17 protein-coding genes are annotated in these 18983 nt (G+C 59.2%); 9 read left to right on the top strand and 8 right to left on the bottom strand.

Annotated features, from left to right (window positions below; all coding sequences use genetic code 11):
• Positions 1–11 precede the first annotated feature (11 nt).
• Complete coding sequence (gene pyrF / locus NUH19_RS00695; RefSeq protein ID WP_262314637.1) at positions 12–725, top strand: orotidine-5'-phosphate decarboxylase; 714 nt, start codon at positions 12–14, stop codon at positions 723–725.
• Complete coding sequence (gene pyrE / locus NUH19_RS00690) at positions 722–1357, top strand: orotate phosphoribosyltransferase (protein WP_262314894.1); 636 nt, start codon at positions 722–724, stop codon at positions 1355–1357. The genes pyrF and pyrE overlap by 4 nt, the downstream gene beginning before the upstream one ends.
• Before the next feature lie 61 nt (positions 1358–1418).
• Here the strand turns inward: pyrE and NUH19_RS00685 are convergent, their stop codons facing one another.
• Positions 1419–3128 (bottom strand): NFACT RNA binding domain-containing protein, encoded by a 1710-nt coding sequence (locus NUH19_RS00685; protein ID WP_262314636.1) that lies wholly within the window; start codon positions 3126–3128, stop codon positions 1419–1421.
• 179 nt (positions 3129–3307) lie between these two features.
• On the opposite strand from NUH19_RS00685, the gene NUH19_RS00680 reads away from it, so the two are divergent.
• From NUH19_RS00680 to NUH19_RS00660, 5 genes are all read left to right on the top strand, one after another.
• The gene (locus tag NUH19_RS00680) at positions 3308–4177 is read left to right on the top strand and encodes a DegV family protein (protein ID WP_262314635.1); all 870 of its coding nucleotides are present in this window, start codon (positions 3308–3310) and stop codon (positions 4175–4177) included.
• Between the two features lie 183 nt (positions 4178–4360).
• The gene (locus NUH19_RS00675) at positions 4361–4921 is read left to right on the top strand and encodes an NUDIX hydrolase (RefSeq protein WP_262314634.1); all 561 of its coding nucleotides are present in this window, start codon (positions 4361–4363) and stop codon (positions 4919–4921) included.
• 13 nt (positions 4922–4934) lie between these two features.
• Positions 4935–5738, top strand: coding sequence for a Cof-type HAD-IIB family hydrolase (locus NUH19_RS00670; protein ID WP_262314633.1), 804 nt, complete (start codon positions 4935–4937; stop codon positions 5736–5738).
• A gap of 9 nt (positions 5739–5747) precedes the next feature.
• Positions 5748–6269 (top strand): YcxB family protein, encoded by a 522-nt coding sequence (locus tag NUH19_RS00665; protein WP_262314632.1) that lies wholly within the window; start codon positions 5748–5750, stop codon positions 6267–6269.
• 9 nt (positions 6270–6278) lie between these two features.
• Complete coding sequence (locus tag NUH19_RS00660) at positions 6279–7127, top strand: hypothetical protein (protein ID WP_262314631.1); 849 nt, start codon at positions 6279–6281, stop codon at positions 7125–7127.
• Here the strand turns inward: NUH19_RS00660 and NUH19_RS00655 are convergent.
• Entirely contained in the window at positions 7119–7649 is a 531-nt protein-coding gene (locus NUH19_RS00655; protein ID WP_262314630.1) for a GNAT family N-acetyltransferase, read from the bottom strand. The genes NUH19_RS00660 and NUH19_RS00655 overlap by 9 nt on opposite strands.
• 159 nt (positions 7650–7808) lie before the next feature.
• Between NUH19_RS00655 and NUH19_RS00650 the strand changes: the two genes are divergently transcribed.
• A complete protein-coding gene (locus tag NUH19_RS00650; RefSeq protein ID WP_262314629.1) occupies positions 7809–8645 on the top strand; it encodes a DUF2785 domain-containing protein in 837 nt (278 codons plus the stop codon).
• Positions 8642–9127 (top strand): GNAT family N-acetyltransferase, encoded by a 486-nt coding sequence (locus tag NUH19_RS00645; RefSeq protein ID WP_262314628.1) that lies wholly within the window; start codon positions 8642–8644, stop codon positions 9125–9127. Before NUH19_RS00650 ends, NUH19_RS00645 begins: the two co-directional genes overlap by 4 nt.
• Positions 9128–9826: 699 nt before the next feature.
• Here the strand turns inward: NUH19_RS00645 and NUH19_RS00640 are convergent.
• From NUH19_RS00640 to parC, 6 genes are all read right to left on the bottom strand, one after another.
• On the bottom strand, positions 9827–10912 hold the full coding sequence (locus NUH19_RS00640; RefSeq protein WP_262314627.1) for a M42 family metallopeptidase: 1086 nt from the start codon (positions 10910–10912) through the stop codon (positions 9827–9829).
• A gap of 55 nt (positions 10913–10967) precedes the next feature.
• Positions 10968–11900 carry a manganese-dependent inorganic pyrophosphatase gene (locus NUH19_RS00635; protein ID WP_262314626.1) on the bottom strand — a complete coding sequence of 311 codons (933 nt, stop codon included), beginning with the start codon at positions 11898–11900 and terminating at the stop codon, positions 10968–10970.
• A 29-nt stretch (positions 11901–11929) separates the two neighbouring features.
• A complete protein-coding gene (locus NUH19_RS00630; protein ID WP_262314893.1) occupies positions 11930–12898 on the bottom strand; it encodes a LysR family transcriptional regulator in 969 nt (322 codons plus the stop codon).
• Positions 12899–13028: 130 nt separating this feature from the next.
• A complete protein-coding gene (gene pflA / locus NUH19_RS00625) occupies positions 13029–13859 on the bottom strand; it encodes a pyruvate formate-lyase-activating protein (RefSeq protein ID WP_262314625.1) in 831 nt (276 codons plus the stop codon).
• A 129-nt stretch (positions 13860–13988) separates the two neighbouring features.
• Positions 13989–16250, bottom strand: a complete 2262-nt coding sequence (pflB, locus tag NUH19_RS00620) for a formate C-acetyltransferase (RefSeq protein WP_262314624.1) — start codon at positions 16248–16250, stop codon at positions 13989–13991.
• A gap of 285 nt (positions 16251–16535) precedes the next feature.
• Positions 16536–18983: a DNA topoisomerase IV subunit A gene (gene parC, locus NUH19_RS00615; RefSeq protein WP_262314623.1), complete on the bottom strand. Its 2448-nt coding sequence runs from the start codon at positions 18981–18983 to the stop codon at positions 16536–16538.

Raw genomic sequence — 18983 nt, 5'->3', positions numbered from 1 at the left:
AAGGAGTTCTCATGCCACCGATTATCGCGCTAGATTTTGCCACCGCCGACCAAGCTGTCGCCTTCGTGGCGCAGTTTCCGGCCGCGTCGCCGCTGTTTGTGAAGGTCGGAATGGAGGTGTATTACGCCGCCGGCCCGGCCATCATTCGCCAGCTGCAGGCCCAGCGGCCACTGCAGATTTTCCTGGACCTCAAGCTCCACGACATCCCGAACACCGTGGAAAAGGCCGCGGCCCAAATTGGCCGCCTGGGCGTGGCGATTACCACGGTTCACGCCGCCGGTGGCAGTCGCATGATTGCGGCGGCCAAGGCGGGGCTTAGGGCCGGCGCCGAAGCGGCCGGCGTCAAGCCACCGCGCCTGTTGGCCATCACTCACCTGACGTCGAGCAGCCAGGCAATGCTCACAAACGAGCTGTCGGTCGCCGTGCCGCTGCCCGATGCGGTTCAGCACCTGGCGGCGGTTGCCCAGGCCGCCGGTGCCGATGGGGTGGTCGCCAGTGCCCAGGAGGTGCCGCTGATCCGGGCGGTCACCGGCCCGGACTTTCTCATCGTCACCCCGGGTATTCGGCCGGCCAACGCCGCCAAAGGCGATCAGGTGCGGGTGGTCACCCCGGGGCAGGCCGCAGCGCTTGGCGCCAGCGCGATTGTTGTCGGCCGCCCGATTACCCAGGCGGCCGACCCGCTGGCCGCCTACAATCAGATCAATCAAGAATGGAGTCAAGCCTGATGGATTACGAAACACAAATTGCCAAGGATCTGCTTGAAATCGGGGCGGTCACACTCTCGCCGAACGCCCCGTTCACCTGGGCCAGCGGCCTCAAAAGCCCAATCTACACGGACAATCGCATCACCATTTCCTACCCGGCAGTGCGATCGCGCATCGCCGACGGCCTCGCCGCGACGATTCAGGCGGCCTTTCCCGAAGCGGCAGTAATCGGCGGGGTGGCCACCGCCGGCATTCCCCATGCGGCGCTGGTCGCAGAGCGGCTTAACCTGCCGATGGTTTACCTGCGCAGCAAGCCCAAGGACCACGGCCAGGGCAAACAGATCGAAGGGGCGTTCACCCCGGGCCAGAAGCTGGTGTTGATCGATGACCTGCTGAGCACCGGTGGTTCGGTGCTGAAGGCCGCCGCGGCGGCGACCAAGGAAGGGGCGAAGGTGATCGGCGTGGTCGCGATTTTCAGCTACCAACTGCCGGCCGCCACGACGAACTTCGCCGCGGCCAACATCCCGTTCACCACGCTGACGAATTACACCAGCCTGATTCACGCGGCCAAGGCCGCCGGCGACATCAGCGATGCGGAGCTCGCACTGCTGAAGGCCTGGCGTGAGGACCCGGCCGCCTGGGGCAGCCGCTAGCGCCAGCACAAAAATCCCGTCTCACAACAAAGGTGAGGCGGGATTTTTGATGGGCAAGTCATCAGTTCTGCCCTGGTCGCTGTCGTAAGCGGTCGACCAGCGCCGCGTCCGGCGTGACCGCCACCGTGCGTTGGCCTTCATAGACCACGAAGCCGGGCTTGGCCCCGTTGGGTTTGCGAATTTTTTTGACCTCGATCCAGTCAACCGGCACGTTCGCGCTGGCGCGGCTCTTGGAGAAGTAGGCGGCAAGGTTGGCGGCGGCCATCAGCGTCTCATCACTCGGATCGCTCGAGTCGATGATGACGTGTGAGCCCGGCACGTCCTTGGCGTGGAGCCAGATGTCGGTTTTCTTGGCCTTGCGCAGCGTCAGCTGGTCGTTTTGCAAATTGTTCTTGCCGACCCACAGCTTGGTGCCATCCGGCGCGTAAAACTCCTCAGGGGCCGCGACCTTGTGCTTGAGCGGCTTCTTGCCCTTTTTTTGGACCTTGAGGTAGCCACCGTCCTGCAATTCCTGGCGAATGTCATCAAGGTCCTTGGGGCTGGCCAGCTCGATTTGGGCCGCGATGCCTTGCAAGTAGTCCAGTTCGGCCTGGTTCTCCTTCATCTGCTGATTGACGAAGGCCACGGCGTTGCGCAACTTCTGATACTTGGCGAAGTACTTCTGCGCGTTTTGAGACGGCGACAGCTGGTTGGACAACGTGATGGTCAAAGGCTGCATGTCGTCATAGAAATTCGGCAGGGTGACCTCGGTCATGCCGCGGGTGACCTGCGCCAGGTAAGTGGTCAGCACCTCGCCGCGGATGCGGTAGTCGTCTTGCTTGGCACTTTCGGCAAGCGTCTTGGCCAGCTTTTTTTGCTTGCGCAGGTCCTTGTCAATCACGTTGTTGAGCACGTGAATCATGTTGCTGCCCTGGTTGTGGACCCGATCGTGTTCCGCCTTTTGGACGTAGAATTGATCTAGCATCGCCGACAGGGTCGGGTACGACCGCGCCGTACCGGCCAGCGTCCGGTAAGCGGTGGCCGTAAAGTTGACCCGCTCGCCAGTGGTGATTGTCGGCGTCGGCTTGTCGAAGCCAGCCAGAAAATCATTCCAGGCCGCATCGACATCCCCGGTCGCGGGGTGGGTGAGGCGTTCGGCCAACTCTGTCGCAGAATCGCCGGCCAGCCCCTGGTAGTGGCGCTGAAGCAGCTTGGCGAGCGGCAGGTCGGTAGTCTTCATCAGCTCACGGTAGCCGCGACTGATGTCTTGGAACGGATCGACCTTGTCCTGGCGCGGTGGTGCCACGTACTGGGCCCCTGGCATCAGCAGACGGTAGCGGTTTTGATCCGGACTGACGTGGCGAATCAGGTCCAAAATCCGGTTGGCATTGAGGTCCACCAGCGTGATGTTGGAGTGTCGCCCCATCAGATCAATCACCAGGCGCAAGCTCAGGTCATCGCCCAGCTCGTCACGAGCGGCAAAGTCCAGCTGTAACACCCGATCGTTAGCCACCTGAGCCAGGCGCTTCAGGGTGGCGGAGGCCAAGTACTTGCGCAGCGTCATGGTGAAGGTGGTCGGCACCGCCGGATTGGTGTAGGGAATTTGAGTGATCTGGACCCTGGCGTATTCCGGGTGAGCCGACAGCAAAAGCGGCCAGGTCTTGCGTTCCGCGCGAATGCCCAGAATCACCTCGTTGGCGTAGGGTTGGGTGATTTTGTTGACGCGGCCGCCGACCAACTTGGCCGCGAGCTCACGCGCCATCGCGTGAGTAAACATCCCATCGAATGACATAATTGCCTCCTTCGGATCGCCCCGAAGCGGGGCGTCATCATGCCTATTATTGTAACGTTTTTGCCGTGGCGGCGCAAAAGTCACCGGTTGCAGCCGGCCTTCGCGGTGAAAAATATTCAAAAATAGGGCGTTTCATGGTATGGTAAAAGCAGTAATTTTCGAAAAAAGGGTGAGACGATATGAAAATCGCGGTCGTTACGGACAGCACAGCCTACCTGACACCGGCACAGGTCCAGGAGTCGGGCGTGACCGTCGTCCCGATTCCGGTCATCTTGGATGGCAATGTATACGATGAGGGCAAGGACATCACCACCGCAGCGTTCTACGAAAAGCTGCGCAGCGCCAAAACCTTCCCCAACACCTCGCAGCCGCCGCTGGGTGAGATGCTCAAGCTCTACCAAAACCTCGCCAACGAGGGCTACGACACCATTTTGAGCATTCACCTGGCCAGCACCATCTCGGGCTTCGTGAACACGCTCAAGGGCGCGGCCAGCGAGATTCAAAACGCCAACGTGGTGGTTTACGACTCGCAGATCACCGTCATTTTGATGGGTGAGCTGGTGATGACGGCCGCTCGCATGGCCAAGGCCGGGGCGGACATCACGACCATCGTGGCCGCCTTGGACGACCTTCGCGCCACCATCGGCGAGTACTTCATCGTCAACGACTTGCAGAACCTGGTGCGAGGCGGTCGGCTGAGCAACGCGGCCGGCTTCATCGGGGGGATGCTGAAGATCAAGCCGCTTTTGACCTTCGACGACGATTCGCACAAGATTGTGGCCTTCGAGAAGATTCGCTCGCTCAAGAAGGCTTACGGCCGCGTCGAGGATTTGTTTGCGGCCGCGCTTGAAACGGTGAATTACCCGGTCAAGGCCTGGATTATCGACGCCAACGACCCGGAGGCCGGCGCGGCCTGGCTGGCCGAGATGCAGGCGCGGTTCCCGGACGTGAACTGGAGCCGCTCGTACTTCGGCCCGGTGATCGGCACCCACCTGGGGGAAAAGGCGATCGCGTTGGCCTGGATTCGCGACGCGGCACCACACAATTAATCGCGACTGCCTGGCGGCCGGCAGCTTCGGTCGGCGACGGCTGAGGCGGCCGGCCGCTTTTTGGCACGGCCACCACTCAAGATTGGCCAACTCCATCAGAAAGCGGTTCTTATATCGTCAGCTTTTTGTTATAGTAGTGTCGGACGGCACGTGTGCCGCCACGCTTGAGTTGGAGGCTTTGCCATGTTTATTGAGACACCGCAGCCGAGCGGTCGGATTCTGTCCAGCCGCGAGGTATACGCCGGACCGATTTTTTCAGTCCTGCAGCAGACAATCGACACCCCGGATGGACTGCGTGTGACGCGCGACCTGATTCGCCATGCCCAGGCCGTCGCCATGCTCGCAATCACGCCGGATGACCGGGTCTTGGTCAACCGCGAGTATCGCGTCGGCGTCAACCGCGAGTCTTTCGCCCTGCCGGCGGGGCTGATCAATGCCGGGGAAACGGTGCTGGCGGCCGCTCGCCGCGAGCTGCAAGAGGAAACCGGTTATCAGGCGCTCGACTTGTCGGAGCTGGTGGCCGTGCATTCCAGCGAGGGCATGACCGACGAACGCGTTCACTTGGTGCTTGCGACCATCGACCCGGAGCAAACCACGGCCAAGCACTTCGACCAAGACGAGTTCGTGCAAAGTGCCTTGGTGCCGCTTGAGGAAGTCAAGGCAGCGGTTCAAGCCGGTCAGATCACCAGCGCCCAAAGCGTCAGCGCTCTGAGTTACTACCTCGCTTTCATTCGCCACGACTAGATTGGAGACCGTCTTGAAAGACATCAAGTTCATCGCCACCGACATGGATCACACGCTCTTGACCGAAGCCGGGACATTACCGCCGCACTTTGGCGACTACCTGGACCGCCTGGAGGCCCTGGGCATTCAGTTTGCCATCGCTTCCGGTCGACCGCTTTACACGCTTCAAAACCTGTTTCCAGACCACAAAGACCGGTTGACGCTGATCTGCGACAACGGTGCGGTGGTCAGTCACCGCGGCCGCATCCTGGATAAGGTGCTGATGCCCCAGGCCGACTATCAAGACATCGCCGCCTTCGTCAAGTCTCACACGGATGGCCGGCCATTGGTGTGCGGTATCGACGCGGCGATTGCAGACGAGAAGGACCGCCAATACGCCACCGTCTACCAAGAGTTCTACCACAACCTCGCCTTCGTGCCGGACACGGCGGCCTGGACGGGCGAGGCCGACAAGGTCACCATTTACCTGCCCAACGGCGATGCCAGAGAGACATTCGACCAGCAGATCGCACCGCGCTACGGTGGCCGCTTCTCGGCCGCGGTATCGGGCCCGGTCTGGATTGACATCATGATGAAGGGCATCAACAAGGGGACGGCGATTCAGGCCATCGGGACCAAGCTCGGGATTGCGCCGAGTCAGATGATGGCGTTCGGTGACACTTTCAACGATGCGGAGATGTTGTCGACGGTGGGATACGGCTACTTGGTGGCTAACGCCCATCCGGACATGTCACGCTTTGCCAAGTATCGCACGGCCAGCAACGATGACTACGGCGTATTGAAGGTCTTGGATCAAGTCATCGCCGCCCAGTCCTAGGAGGCTGCCATGGAACTCTCTCACGTGACCATCGCGTTTGCCGATTATCTTGACTACAACAAGTACCTGCTACGGCACAACACTAACTGGCTCGTTCGCCTGTCGGAACGCGTCAGCCCCTACCTGGGCGTTTTACTGTTGCTGTTTGCCGGGCTGTTTCTTTGGAATCGGCGCTACCAAGAGGCGGCACTTTACGCCGGGCTGGGCATCGCCTCGCTGCTGGTCGGATTGCACCTCGTGCTGAAGTGGACGGCCAAACACGAGTTCAAGCGGCCTAAAAACGCCGAGATGTTCGCACCGCGAGACATGGTGCTCGACGCCACCGGTATTACGCTAACGACGCCGCACGGCCAAAGCCACACCGACTGGGCCGGCTACCTGAAGGTCGGCGAAACCCAGCGCGTGTTCGTGTTTCTGGTGGCCCACCGGCTGGCCCAGATCCTGCCCAAGGCCGGGCTGACGCCGGATCAGATTGCCCAGCTGCGCAATCTGATTGACGCCAACGTCGCAGACACCACGCTGATGAAGTAGGAGGTCACCATGCGGGACTTAACCGTATTCGCAACACAGCAACTACCACCTCTGGTCGCCGGGCAGGAGGTGGCTTTGGCCCTGCGCAAAAAAGGGGCGGCCGCGGCCGTCGTCGCCGACGCACAGCCGCTGGCCGTCGTCGTGACCTGGCGTTCGCGTCGTCACCCAACACTGTTGCGCTTCACCTGTGCCTGCACCGCGGCCGGCGAAAAATGGTCACCGACGCGTATTGCCGATGCAGTCGTTACGGCAGCGATTCAGGCGGCCAAGGCCGTTCGCGCCAAGGGCCTGCTCTTGACCACGGCGGCCACAACGCCACTGGTAGCCGCCATGGTCTCGCGCGGGTTGCGGCGCATCGCCACAATCTACCAGCCGCGCCTGAGCCTGGCCAACGTTGCCGTGCCGCAGACCGCACTGCCGGCAGGAGCCGAGCTGCTCAGCGCCGCGGGGTTGGCGCAGGCCCAGGTCCTGCAGGCCGCGCTACGCAGCCAGGCCCAGCTCACCTATGCGGCCCAACACCCGCTGGATCCGGTCAATCCGGCTGCGGTGGCTGCCTTAGCGCCAAAGCTTGCGGACCTGGTCGCCGACGTGCCGGTTGTGTTGCATGTCAACGGCGACCTCCGCGCGTTTTGCCTAGTCCATCCCGTCAATGACACCACTGCCAAGCTCGGCCTGGTGTGGGCCCAGACGCCCCGGGAGTTGACTGCGTTGGCTGAGCAAACGCTGAGCACCTTGGCCAGCCACTTCACTTGGCTGACCGGCGCGGTGTCGGATCTCGATCCCGCGGCCGTGCAGGTAGCCCGGCTACTGCGTCAGCCATTGGGTCCTGAAGTGGCAAAGTACGTCTTACTATTCTGACTCGCTTGGAAACCCGGCCGCTGCGCCGGGTTTTTCGTCGTGTCGCTCCATGATCATCTCAACCAGTGTTCCGAACGGGGTGGGGGACGTCACCCGCTCACCGCTTGGTACGAAACCGCAGTCGGCGTAGAGGTGTTGGGCCCCGTGGTTGGCCGCCAACACCACGAGGTAACAGGTCGGCTGAGTCAGCCGCGCCAAGGCACCTTGCAGCAGCCGGCGGCCAAGCCCTTGGCCCTGAAACTCGGGCAGCACGTAGAGGGAATACACCTCACCCTGGCCGGCTCGCGCTGGCCGCCGAGCGGGGCCGTATGCGCAAACACCAACGATTCGTCCGGTTGCGGTTTTGGCCAGCAGGGTGGTCTCAATCCGGGTCTCAGGGTGCCAGGTCGCCGGCGTCAGACTGGCGAGGTAGGCGGCCGGCACCAAATTTCGATAGCTCGTTCGCCAAGTCCGCCAGTATACGGCCGCGACGGCCTTGAAGTCATCGCTGGGGCAGGCAGGGGTAATTCGAAAAGCGTTCACAAGCGTCCCTTCTTTCCATTTTGCTAACATTATAATACAATTAGGGTCATGATAAATCCCAGTTGGCGGATTTATCATGACCCTGCAGTGTGCTTTTGAGAAGCAGGCGGTTGCCCAAACCACGACGCTCAGCGGATGAACCTTAGGAGATGGTAGACGATGGACATTCTTGAAAAGAATCTGCGGCGGTTGAGCGGTCGCCCGGATCCCTTGCATTTCACAGACAAGCAGGTCGCCTGGCTTCTCGCACACATCGGGGACCTCGACGGCGCGATTCGCGACGATTTGGTGTATCAGCTGCTGGCGCGAGGCTTCAATGCCGGCGGCTTCACGCCGGAGCAAAAAAGGACCATCGCGACCACGGCCACTGCCTCCTCGTGGCTGTTTGAAGGCATTGATGTGTTAGGGGGCCCCCGCGTGTTCACCCGTACCTTCACCGCGCTGCTGGGCCAGCTGATGCTGAGTGCAGACCACACCGCGCCTTTTTTGACCACGGCGCAGCGTGAAGTCTGGTTGACCTGGGCGCTGCGCTACCTCAGGTCCGAGCGCGATTGGCGGGCCTTCGTACCAGGCCACGGCTGGGCCCATGGCATCGCGCATGGCAGCGACTTGCTGGCCGCCGCCGTGGCGGTTCCCAGCAGCGGTGAGGCGTACGCTAAGGCCGCGCTGTTGGCCATCAACGACGTGCTGGACCGCCTGGTCGTGCCATTTGCGGCCGACGAGGAGGAACGCTTGGCGATGATTGTCGTGCAGGTCAACGCCCACTATCCCGAGGTAGTGGCACAGTATTTAGCCAAAACCGATGCCCGGCGGTGGGAGGCCATGGCGGCCAAAACCGAGACACCGACGGCCTACTACCAACTGTCTGCGTGGAAACGCATCTTACAGACGCTATTTTTCACCAGCGGCAACTTGCAGGCGCAGGTCACCCCGCTGATTCGCCATTACTTTAAGGCCAGCGGTTATCCCGTGGCCGCACAGGAGGACAAACCGTGACCCTCACCATCGCCCCGCTGACGCAGGCCAACGCACTGCGCATCGCCAATGAGTGGCATTACCCAGCCCCTTACGATTTTTACGACGCCGCGGCCGACGCCGAGGATTACGCCGAGTTGATTGATCCCGTGGCACGTGGGGATCAGTATTTCCAGGTCACCGATGCGGACACGCGGCTGATAGGCTTTTTTGCGCTGGCGGCAACGGACGACCCAACTGTCACCGAACTTGGGTTAGGCATGGCACCGAACCTGACCGGCCACGGTGGCGGTCAGGACTTTTTGAGGCAGGTTTTAACGGCGGTCCAGGCGCTCACGAACGCACAGACCGTGCTGCTGGATGTTGCGGCGTTTAACATTCGCGCCCAAAAAGTGTACCAGAAGGCCGGCTTCGTCGCTGTGAGAACGCACGACCAGCTGACCAACGGCGGCCACTACAAGTTCATCGAAATGCGCGGCCCGGCGAGGCCGCCCCAAGTGTGAAAATCAGCAACTGGCGGCGGACTTCGCAAACGGCATCGTTCCGTTACGATTCAACAATGTGCCAGGGTGCAAGCCGGGTCGCGCCAGCTCGGTACTAAGGGGATCGAGAGCGACGGGAGAGGGTGTGCATTCGGCGCTGCTTTTTTGCTCTCTTTCTAGTTAACATAATACATATTATGCGAAGTAACGTAATCGGACGAATTAAAAGGGGCTTCGCCGCCGAATTCAAATCCGCCGACTGCACAACCCTGCGTTTTCCGGCCAAAGCATGACAATAACTCATGCTCTGCATGACCTCCACGCCTGAGCAATTCTCAAGTAGCTGATCGACAATCTTTGGTTCGATGGCGGCTTCACCTCGTGTGTTGAGTTCTTTGTTGAGTTCAATTATTTTGGACTTTTTATGCTAAGCTGATCACATATCAACAAGCTCACATCAGCTCAGCAAGCTCACATCAGCTCAGCAAGCTCACATCAGCTCAGCAAGCTCACATCAGCTCAGCAAGCTCACATCAGCTCAGCAAGCTCACATCAGCTCAGCAAGCTCACATCAGCAAAACACGGTCCGAACGCTCATCGCATTCGGACCGTGTTTTGCTGATGTAGAATCTGTGAATCTGCCGACGTGTTAGCATGTCATCGCAAATACTCGATTATGAACAAACGTTCGCAGCCTGGCCTCAACCAAGCGCGGGTTGCCTAGTCGACGGATGAGAAGCTGGCAATCGTGTCTGCATCCAGGCGTCGAAGCAGCTCGTTGACCAGCTGGGTGGCAGCCTGGAAGTCACTCAGGGCCGTGTAATTGAAGGCCGTGTGCTCGTAGCGAACCGGAATCCCGACGACGATGGTCGGAATCCCTTTCCAGTAACCAATGGCTGCCCCATCCTGTCCCCCACCGGTGCGAACCGCCCGCGTGTATGGCAGGTGCAGCTCGTCGGCCAGGTCGGCGGTGAACTGCTGGAACTGTGGATTGGCGATGTAAGTGGTGTCCAAGTCGCGCAGCATCGGACCGCCCTTCATCCGCGTCTGGCTCAGCCAGTCGGGCTCGAACGTGTCATCCGCCGGAACGCCTTCATAGACAATGGCGAGGTCGGCCTCAACCTTCCGGGCCGTCACGTAAGCGCCGCGCAGCCCGACTTCCTCTTGCGTTGAAAGCCCCGCGACGACGTCCACGTTCAAGGTCTCACCATCCAGCGTCGCCAGGGTGTCGATCATGGCCGCCGTTCCGATGCGATCATCGAATGCCTTGCCGAAAAACATCCCGTGAGCGGCGTCAAACTGGCAATCCACCGCCGGGACGATTGGGCAGCCGGTATCAACACCGAAATCGTTGATGGTTTCCTCGCGGCTGGTGCTGCCGATGTCGACGGACATCTCGGCAATCTGCGGTACCGCGTTGCGTTCTGCGGCGGTCATGAAGTGCGGTGGCTTGGTCGCCACCACCCCGGGGATGTACTCGCCCCGCTTGTTGCGAACCAAGACACTCATCGCTGGCACGTTGGTCGGCACGAAACCCCCGAGCGTGACGAACTTCAAGAGACCGCTCGGCCGCACCGCCTGAACCAGCAGGCCGACCTCATCGGCATGGGCATCCAGCTGAATCACTGGTCGCTTGCCGGTGTTGCCGTGGCGCCGGGTGATTGCGTTGAACATGCCATCAATCGTCGTGTCCCCGTAATCGGCCACGGCGTCGCGGTACAGACGAATGACCGGCTGTTCGAAGCCGGAGGGGCCGAACGCATTGGACAGGTCCTGAATTAATTGAATCTGCTTGGTGGTTTCCATCGTCAATTTCTCCTTCTATTGGCCAAAAAAGCCCGTTTCCGGGCTTTCGGTGCGTCTACGCTTCGTAGGCCTTCTGCAGTGGTGGCACCACTTGCTTCTTGCGGGATACAACGCCCGGCAGCGCCAGGCGGTGAGCGGCGTCGAACTTGACGTCAAAGGCCGCCTCCAGCTTGTCGAGATCCGCCCCAAACGCCAGCCCAAGGGAGTTGGAGTTCAAAATGTCCGTGGCAATCAGAACAAAAGTGTCGTAGCCGTTCTTTTCGGCCTCGGCCTTCATCGTGGCTTCAATGGCTCCTTGACGTGCCTCGATTTCAGTGAGATCAACCACGTTGACCTGGCCGATGCGAACCGTTTTGCCCGCCATCGTGAAGCTCTTGGCGTCACCTTCGACAATGTCTAGGTCGGACTTAGCGGCCAGGTTCGTGCCGGCCTTGAGCATCGCCAACCCGTACGTCTGCAGGTCGATACCGGCAATCTTGGCCAGCTCTGGCAGAATCTGCCGTTCAAGCTTCGTGGTGGTTGGGCTCTTCAACAGCAAGGTGTCTGAGATGATACCGCTGGCCATCAGCCCTGCCAGCTGCGTCGCAATGGTGAAGTGCTTCTCTTGGAACAGCTCGTAGATAATCGAGTTGGTGCTGCCAACGGGTTCCGCCCGGTAGTACAGCGGTGCCGCGGTTTCGAAACCGGCGATGCGGTGGTGGTCAACCACGGCCGCAACGGTCACATCCTTGATGTCGGCGACGCTTTGCTGAGGCTCGTTGTGATCCACCAGCATCACGGTGTCGGTTTCGTTCGCCGCGGTTTTGATCACGCGCGGTGCCGTCTGTTTGAAGTAGTCCAGGACGAATTTCGTCTCGTCGTTCGGTTCGCCCAGTGCCACCGCCTCGACGTCGGTGTTACCGAGCTGACGCTGGAATTCAGCAAAGCTGATGGCACTCGTCAACGCGTCGGTGTCGGGGTTTTGGTGGCCAAAAATCAATGTCGTCATGTTTCGATCTCCCTTGTAATTGTCAGTTCTTACTCATTCAGTTTAACACGGTTCTCGGCCACCCGCGACAGGTAATCTTTGGTCTCCAAGTAGCGGTCAAAGCCCTCCAAAAACTGGGCAACCCGCGGGATTTCGTCCTTGCCCTTGCGGTAGACGAAGGCTAGCTCGAAGCTGATTGCCGGATCAAAGGCAACCGCGTAGGCGTGAATCTGCTCCTGATGCGCCTGGTAAAAGGAGTTTGGCAGTGCCGTGTTGACCCCGGTGCGGTTAAGAAACTGCGTGATCTGGTACGGCGTGGTGAACTGGGCGACGCACTGTGGGTAGTCGACCATCTGATTCTTGTAAGCTTCCTTGAGAATGTGGCTGAGGAAGTAGGACTCCGGGTACGTCACCCACGGGTTCTCGATGGTGTCGTTGAAGTGGACCCGCTTGCGCTTGGCCAGCTTCTCGCTGTGGTGCAAAAACAGCAGCTGCTCCTCAACGATGCGCCGCGACTCGTAAGGCTTCCAGTTTTTGATGGTGTCATCTGGCAGGTACATGATGGCCAGGTCGATTTGATTATTTTTGAGGTGTTCCCAAATTTCGTGGCGGGTCATGTTGAGCAATACCACCTGCACCTCGGGGTTGTCCAGGTAGTAATCGGAGATGAACCCGGTGAACGCGGAGTCTTCGACGGAAGCCAAAAGTCCGACGCGAATCACCCCCGTGTTGGCGTTGCTGGCCTGCTGAATCTCGTCGGTCGCCCGGTTGAGCACATCGTAAATGTTGTGCGTGGCCGCAAGCATTGTGCGGCCGGCGTCGCTGAGGTGCAGCTTCTTGCCGACAGAGTAGAAAAGCGGTGCCCCAACGGTTCGCTCCAGCTTCTTGATCTGCTGTGTCAATGCCGGCTGGGTGATGCCAAGGAGCTGCGCCGCCTGCGTGTAATTCATGGTTTCGGCAAGCTGGAGGAAATACGACAATGTCTTGGAAGAAAAAATGCTGTCCTGCTTAGTCTTCATCATTGGGCCCTCTTCTTGCGCGGTTCTCGCGCTTTTATTAAATGAAACTTCTCACTTAATAATAAGATAACTAAAAAGGAGACGCAACCTAAATTTGCGTCTCCTTATCATTTCTAAAAGTTGGATGGGCTTACTTTGCTGGACGCCAGCTCTTCCAGGCGGTGTAGTCGGCGGTGTGAAGCAGCGCCTCGGCGTTCTTAATCCGCGCCGCAGTCGGTGGCTCGATGCCCTCAAGCGGGTACGTGATGCCCAGCTCGTGGTACTTCTTGACCCCGAGCGTGTGGTACGGGAGCACCTCAACTTTTTGAATATTATTTAGCGTCTTGATGTAGTCCCCAAGCTCGGCGAGGTAGTGATCGTCGTCGGTGCGTTCCGGCACCAGAACGTGGCGAATCCACATGTCGCAGTGGTTAGCCGACATCCACTGAATCATATCCAGAATGTTCTCGTTGCCAAAGCCGGTCAGCTTCTTGTGCTCGGCCGAGTTGATGTGCTTGATGTCGACCAATGAAATGTCGGTGACGGCCATCAGCTGCTTGAACTTTGAGAACCACGGCTCACTGCGCGTGAACGGGTTGCCCGAGGTGTCGAGACACGTACTGATACCACGCGCCTTGGCCTTGGTGAACAGATCGAGCAGAAAATCAATCTGAACCAAGGACTCACCGCCAGAACAGGTCAACCCGCCGTCTTCACCCCAAAACGCGCGGTAGCGCTGGCAGTCGTCCAAGAGCTCGTCGGCGGTCATTTCGTCGCCGACACCGATGTTCCAAGTGTCGGGATTGTGGCAGTACTGGCAGCGCATCCGGCACCCTTGCAAGAAGATGACAAAGCGAATGCCAGGGCCATCGACGGAACCGAAGCTTTCGACGGAGTGAACGTACCCCTTGACCGGCCCCTCCGGTTCAAGTCCCACCTGATCCAAAATGTTCAGCGGATTGCTGTTATCGACTAATTTCATCGTTTGTCCTCCATTTCTGGTTGCCGCGGCGGCGGCCGGTTTTGACCACAAGCGGCAAGGCTTTGCCGCCTCTGGACAAAACGGGAGCCATGGGCTCCCGTTTCGCTAGTGCATGACTGTAACCGCTGACTACATCTCTTCGAAGAAGGTCCGGGAGATAACGTCGTCTTGCTGTTCCTTGGTCAGGTCTGCGAAGTAGACGCAGTAGCCGGACACCCGAACGGTCAAGGTTGGGTATTCTTCTGGGTGCTTCTGGGCATCGATCAAGGTTTCCTTGTTGAAGACGTTGATGTTCAGGTGCATGCCGTTGTTGGCCATGTAGCCGTCGATCATGTTGACCAAGTTGGTCTTGCGCGTCTCGTCGTCGTGGCCCAGCGTGTTCGGGGTCACACCGAACGTGTTGGAGATCCCATCGGTTGCGTAGTGGTACGGAATCTTCGCAGTGGACATCAGGGAAGCCAAGGCACCGTTCTTTTCAGCACCGTAAGCCGGGTTGGCACCAGGCGAGAACGGCAGGCCGCGCTTGCGGCCGTTAGGGGTCGTCCCGGTGTTCTTGCCGTAAACCACGTTGGAAGTGATGGTCAAAACAGAGGTGGACAGCTTAGCACCGTGGTACAGGTGGTGCGTGTTCATCTTGTTGTAGAAGTACTTGATTAGCCACTTGGCGATGTTGTCGGCACGGTCGTCGTTGTTACCGTAGCGTGGGTAGTCGTCGTTTTCAACTTCGAAGTCGACGGCAACGCCCTTTTCGTCACGGATTGGGTGAACCTTACCGTACTTGATCGCGGAGATGGAGTCAACGGCGTGGGAGAAGCCGGAGATCCCGGTGGCGAAGGTGTAGTCGAGGCGCGTGTTCTTCAGGGCGAGCTGAGCGGATTCGTAGTAGTACTTGTCGTGCATGTACTGAATCGCGTTCAGGGCGTTGACGTAAACGTCAGCCAGCCAGCCGGCCTGAATGTCGAACTTCTTCATGAATTCGTCGTAGTCGATCACGTCGGAGCTGATTGGCTCGGTTTCAGGACCAACTTGGGTCTCGCCGATTTCATCCATCCCGCCGTTGATGGCGTAAAGGATGGCCTTGGCCAGGTTAGCACGGGCACCGAAGAACTGAACGCCCCCGGCGATAGGCTGAGCGGAGACACAGCAAGCGATGCCGTAGTAGTCCGTTCCCCATTCGTTGCGCATCAGGTCATCGTTTTCGTACTGGATCGTGGAGCTCGTGATCGAAACCTCGGTCGCGTAACGCTTGAAGCCGGCCGGCAGCAGGTCGGACCAAAGCAACGTGATGTTCGGTTCCGGGGCGGCGCCCATGTTGTCAAGCGTCTTCAGGAAGCGGAACGCAGTCTTCGTGATGTGGTGACGACCGTCAAAGCCAACACCGCCCAGGGACAGCGTTGCCCAGATTGGGTCGCCGGAGAACAGGGAGTTGTACTCTTCGGTGCGGATGAAGCGAACCATGCGCAGCTTCATGACCAAGTGGTCGATGAATTCTTGCGCCTTCTCTTCGGTCAGCAGACCGCGCTTCATGTCGCGTTCGATGAAGGCATCGATGGTGGTATCGATGCGGCCGACGGACATCGCGGCACCGTTTTGGGTCTTAACGGCGGCCAGGTAGCCGAAGTAGATCCACTGGATGGCTTCCTGAGCGTTGGTCGCAGGCTTGGAGATGTCGTAGCCGTAGCTTGCGGCCATCTTCTTGATGTCATTCAGCGCCTTGTACTGATCGTTGATCTGTTCGCGCAGGCGAATGATATCATCGGTCATCTCACCGTCGCCGGTGTTGTTGAAGTCCTTGAACTTCTCGGCCATCAGCTTGTCGATCCCGTAGATGGCAATCCGTGGGAAGTCAGCAACGATGCGGCCACGCGCGTAAGCATCCGGCAGACCGGTGACGATCTTGTAGTGACGCGCCTTACGCATGTCAGGGGTGTAAACATCAAAGACCCCTTGGTTGTGCGTCTTGTGGTAGGCGGTGAAGATCTTGTGCATCTCAGGATCTGGCTTGTAGCCGTAAGCTTCAAGGGCATCTTCGGCCATGCGAATCCCACCGAATGGCATGAAGGCACGCTTGAGCGGCTTGTCGGTTTGCAGACCCACGATGGTTTCGAGGTCCTTGTTCAGGTAGCCAGGGCCGTGGCTGGTAATCGTGGCAACCACGTTGGTGTCGGCATCAAGCACGCCGCCAACTTCGCGTTCCTTCTTCTTCAGGTTCAGCACCTGGTTGTTGAGGGTCGTCGTTGCCTCGGTTGGGCCGGCGAGGAATGATTCGTCGCCGTTGTATTGGGTCAGGTTGTGCTGGATGAAATCGCGAACGTTGATCTCGTCCTGCCAGTCCCCACCGTTAAAGCCTTCCCAGTAGGTCTTGATGTCAGTCTTGTCTAACTGCTTCATCTGTGTAGCCTCCTAATGTTGATTTCATATCACAGATTTTACATTCTTAGTATAACACGTCACAGGTCTTATGCAAGCACTTTCTTTCCCGTCTTTTTGGGGCATGAATCGCTTTCGCCACAAGACGTTGACCCGATAGTTCGCTAAATAGTTCACAAATTCAGCGAAAAAAGATGTGCCCCTCGCCACTCGTGTAAGCGGTTGAGAGCACACTGTGTGATAGTACAGATTTGACGATTTCGTTATATAACAGAAAACGTTTTTCACAAAGACCGGCGGCGCCGCTCAGTCCGTTGGTGGGGTCGGTACCTGGGTTTGATGGACATAGACCGGCTTGCCATCAACGTCCGTGTCGATAACAAAAGAACCGTTGGAGTAACGGTCCCCTGCCGGATAATCGGCCGGGCGAATTTCACAGACTTGGTCGGTTGCGGTCAGGACCTGTAGCAGCGTGTCCGGCTTCACCTCACGCATGGCGACGATGCGGTGCGGATCGCGCTTGAGCTCGCGCAGAATCATCAGGCCGCGCCTTGCCCGGGTCCCCAACCCCATCTCCTTGAGCTTCATCTTCTTGAAGGCGCCGCGCTGGGTCACGATGCCGACCTCGGTTTGTTCGGGATCGTTGGCTAAAATGTAATTCACGACTTGGTCGCCGTCTTTGAGGTCCATGCTCTTGACACCGGTCGCCCGGGCCCCGATCAGGCTGACCTCGGCCAGCGGGAACTGCTGACCGTAGGCGCGATTGGTCGCCACAAAGACGGTCTGCTGGCTGTCCGGCGCCACGAAGTAGACATCTGTCACCGTCGCGGTCGTGGCCTTGAGCTTCATGGCCACCATCGGCCGGCTCTTGTAGTTGCGCTGCGGCTGCAGGTCGGCCAGGGCCACTTGCTTGATGTAGCCGTCGGTTGAGCCCAAGACGAAGTTGCCCGGTGTGTCCAGACTCTGGAGGCCAAAGGCGGCCACCACGTGCTCATTGGGGTCAATGCCGACGGTTTGACTCAGGTGCTCGCCGGCGTCTTTCCAGCGCTGGTCGGCGATTTCGTGAACCGGGCGGTAGACGACGTTGCCGGCGCTGGTGAAAATGTACAGGTGATCCAAGGTGCTCATTTCCTGTTCGAATAGCGAAAAGTCGTTGGCCTTGAGTCCGTTGTCGGCCGCGGCCACCGCCTGGAAGCTGCGCAGCGAGCTGCGCTTCAAGTAGCCGTCGCGCGACACCAGCACCATCACGCGCTCGTCTGCGACCACCACGGTGGTGTCGACCTCGAGGGTTTCGATTTCCGATTCGATGCTCGAGCTGCGGTCGTTGCCGTAAGTCTTGGCGATGGCGGCGAGCTCCTGTTCGATGACGGCGTCTCGGGCGGTTGGGTTGGCCAGGATTTCCTGGTACTCGGCGATTGACTTGGCCAGGGCCGCGGCCTCCGCCTCAAGCGCCGTGATGTCCGTGTTGGTCAGGCGGTAAAGCTGCAGGGACACAATGGCTTCCGCCTGGGCCACCGAAAAGTCGTACTGGGCGACCAAGTTCTTTTTGGCGTCGGCCTTGTCGGCGCTGTGGCGAATGGTGTGGATCACCTGATCCAGAATCGAGAGCATCTTGATCAAGCCGGCCACGATGTGCTGTCTGGCCTGGGCCTTTTGGAGGTCGAACTGGGTGCGACGGGTGATCACCTCGCGGCGGTGCTTGAGGTAAGCCTCAAGCATCGGTGCCAGCCCCAGCTGGCGAGGCTTCATGTCGGCGATGGCGACCATGTTGAAGGAGTAGTTGATCTGCAGGTCGGTGTTTTTGAACAGGTAGGTCAAAATCCCGTCGGCATTGGCCTCCTTCTTCAGCTCAATCACAACGGAGAGCCCGAAGCGGTCGGATTCGTCTCGGACCTCGGCGATGCCGTCGACCTTTTTGTTGAGGCGCAGCTCGTCGATTTTCTTGACCAGCAGCGCCTTGTTGACCTCGTAAGGCAGCTCGGTGATGACAATCTGCTGCTTGCCGCCGCGCAGGTCCTCGATGTGCGTCCGGGCCCGAACCACAATCTTGCCGCGGCCGGTTTCATAGGCCTGGCGAATGCCGGCCACGCCCTGGATGATGCCGCCGGTGGGAAAATCCGGGCCCTGAACGAATTTCATCAGGTCAGTGAGAGCGGCGTCTGGGTGCTTCATCAGGTACAACAAGGCGTTGATCACCTCGCGCAGGTTGTGCGGCGGAATCTCCGTCGCGTAGCCGGCCGAGATCCCGGTCGCACCGTTGACCAGCAGGTTGGGAAAGGCCGCTGGGAGCACCGTCGGCTCCTCGGTTGTGTCATCGAAGTTCAGTACCATGTCGACGGTGCCCTTGTCGATGTCTTTGAGCAGCTCACCGGCGATTTTGGACAGCCGGGCTTCAGTGTAACGCATGGCGGCCGGTGGATCACCATCCATTGAGCCGTTGTTGCCGTGCATCTCAATCAGCGGTTCGCGCAGCTTCCAGTCCTGAGACAGCCGCACCATCGCCTCGTAAATCGACGAGTCGCCGTGCGGGTGAAAGTTACCCATGACGTTCCCGACGGACTTGGCCGACTTGCGAAACCCCTTGTCAAAGGTGTTGCCATCCTGGTTCATCGCGTAAAGAATGCGCCGCTGCACGGGCTTGAGGCCGTCTCGCACATCGGGCAACGCGCGTTCTTGGATGATGTACTTCGAATAGCGGCCGAAGCGTTCGCCCATGACGTCTTCAAGCGTCATGTCTTGAATCTGGTTAGCCAT

This window comes from Lacticaseibacillus parakribbianus (assembly GCF_025490915.1).
GTDB classification, from domain to species: domain Bacteria; phylum Bacillota; class Bacilli; order Lactobacillales; family Lactobacillaceae; genus Lacticaseibacillus; species Lacticaseibacillus parakribbianus.
Note: the sequence above shows the minus strand (reverse complement) of the source record. Positions and strands in the feature narration are given on the sequence as shown.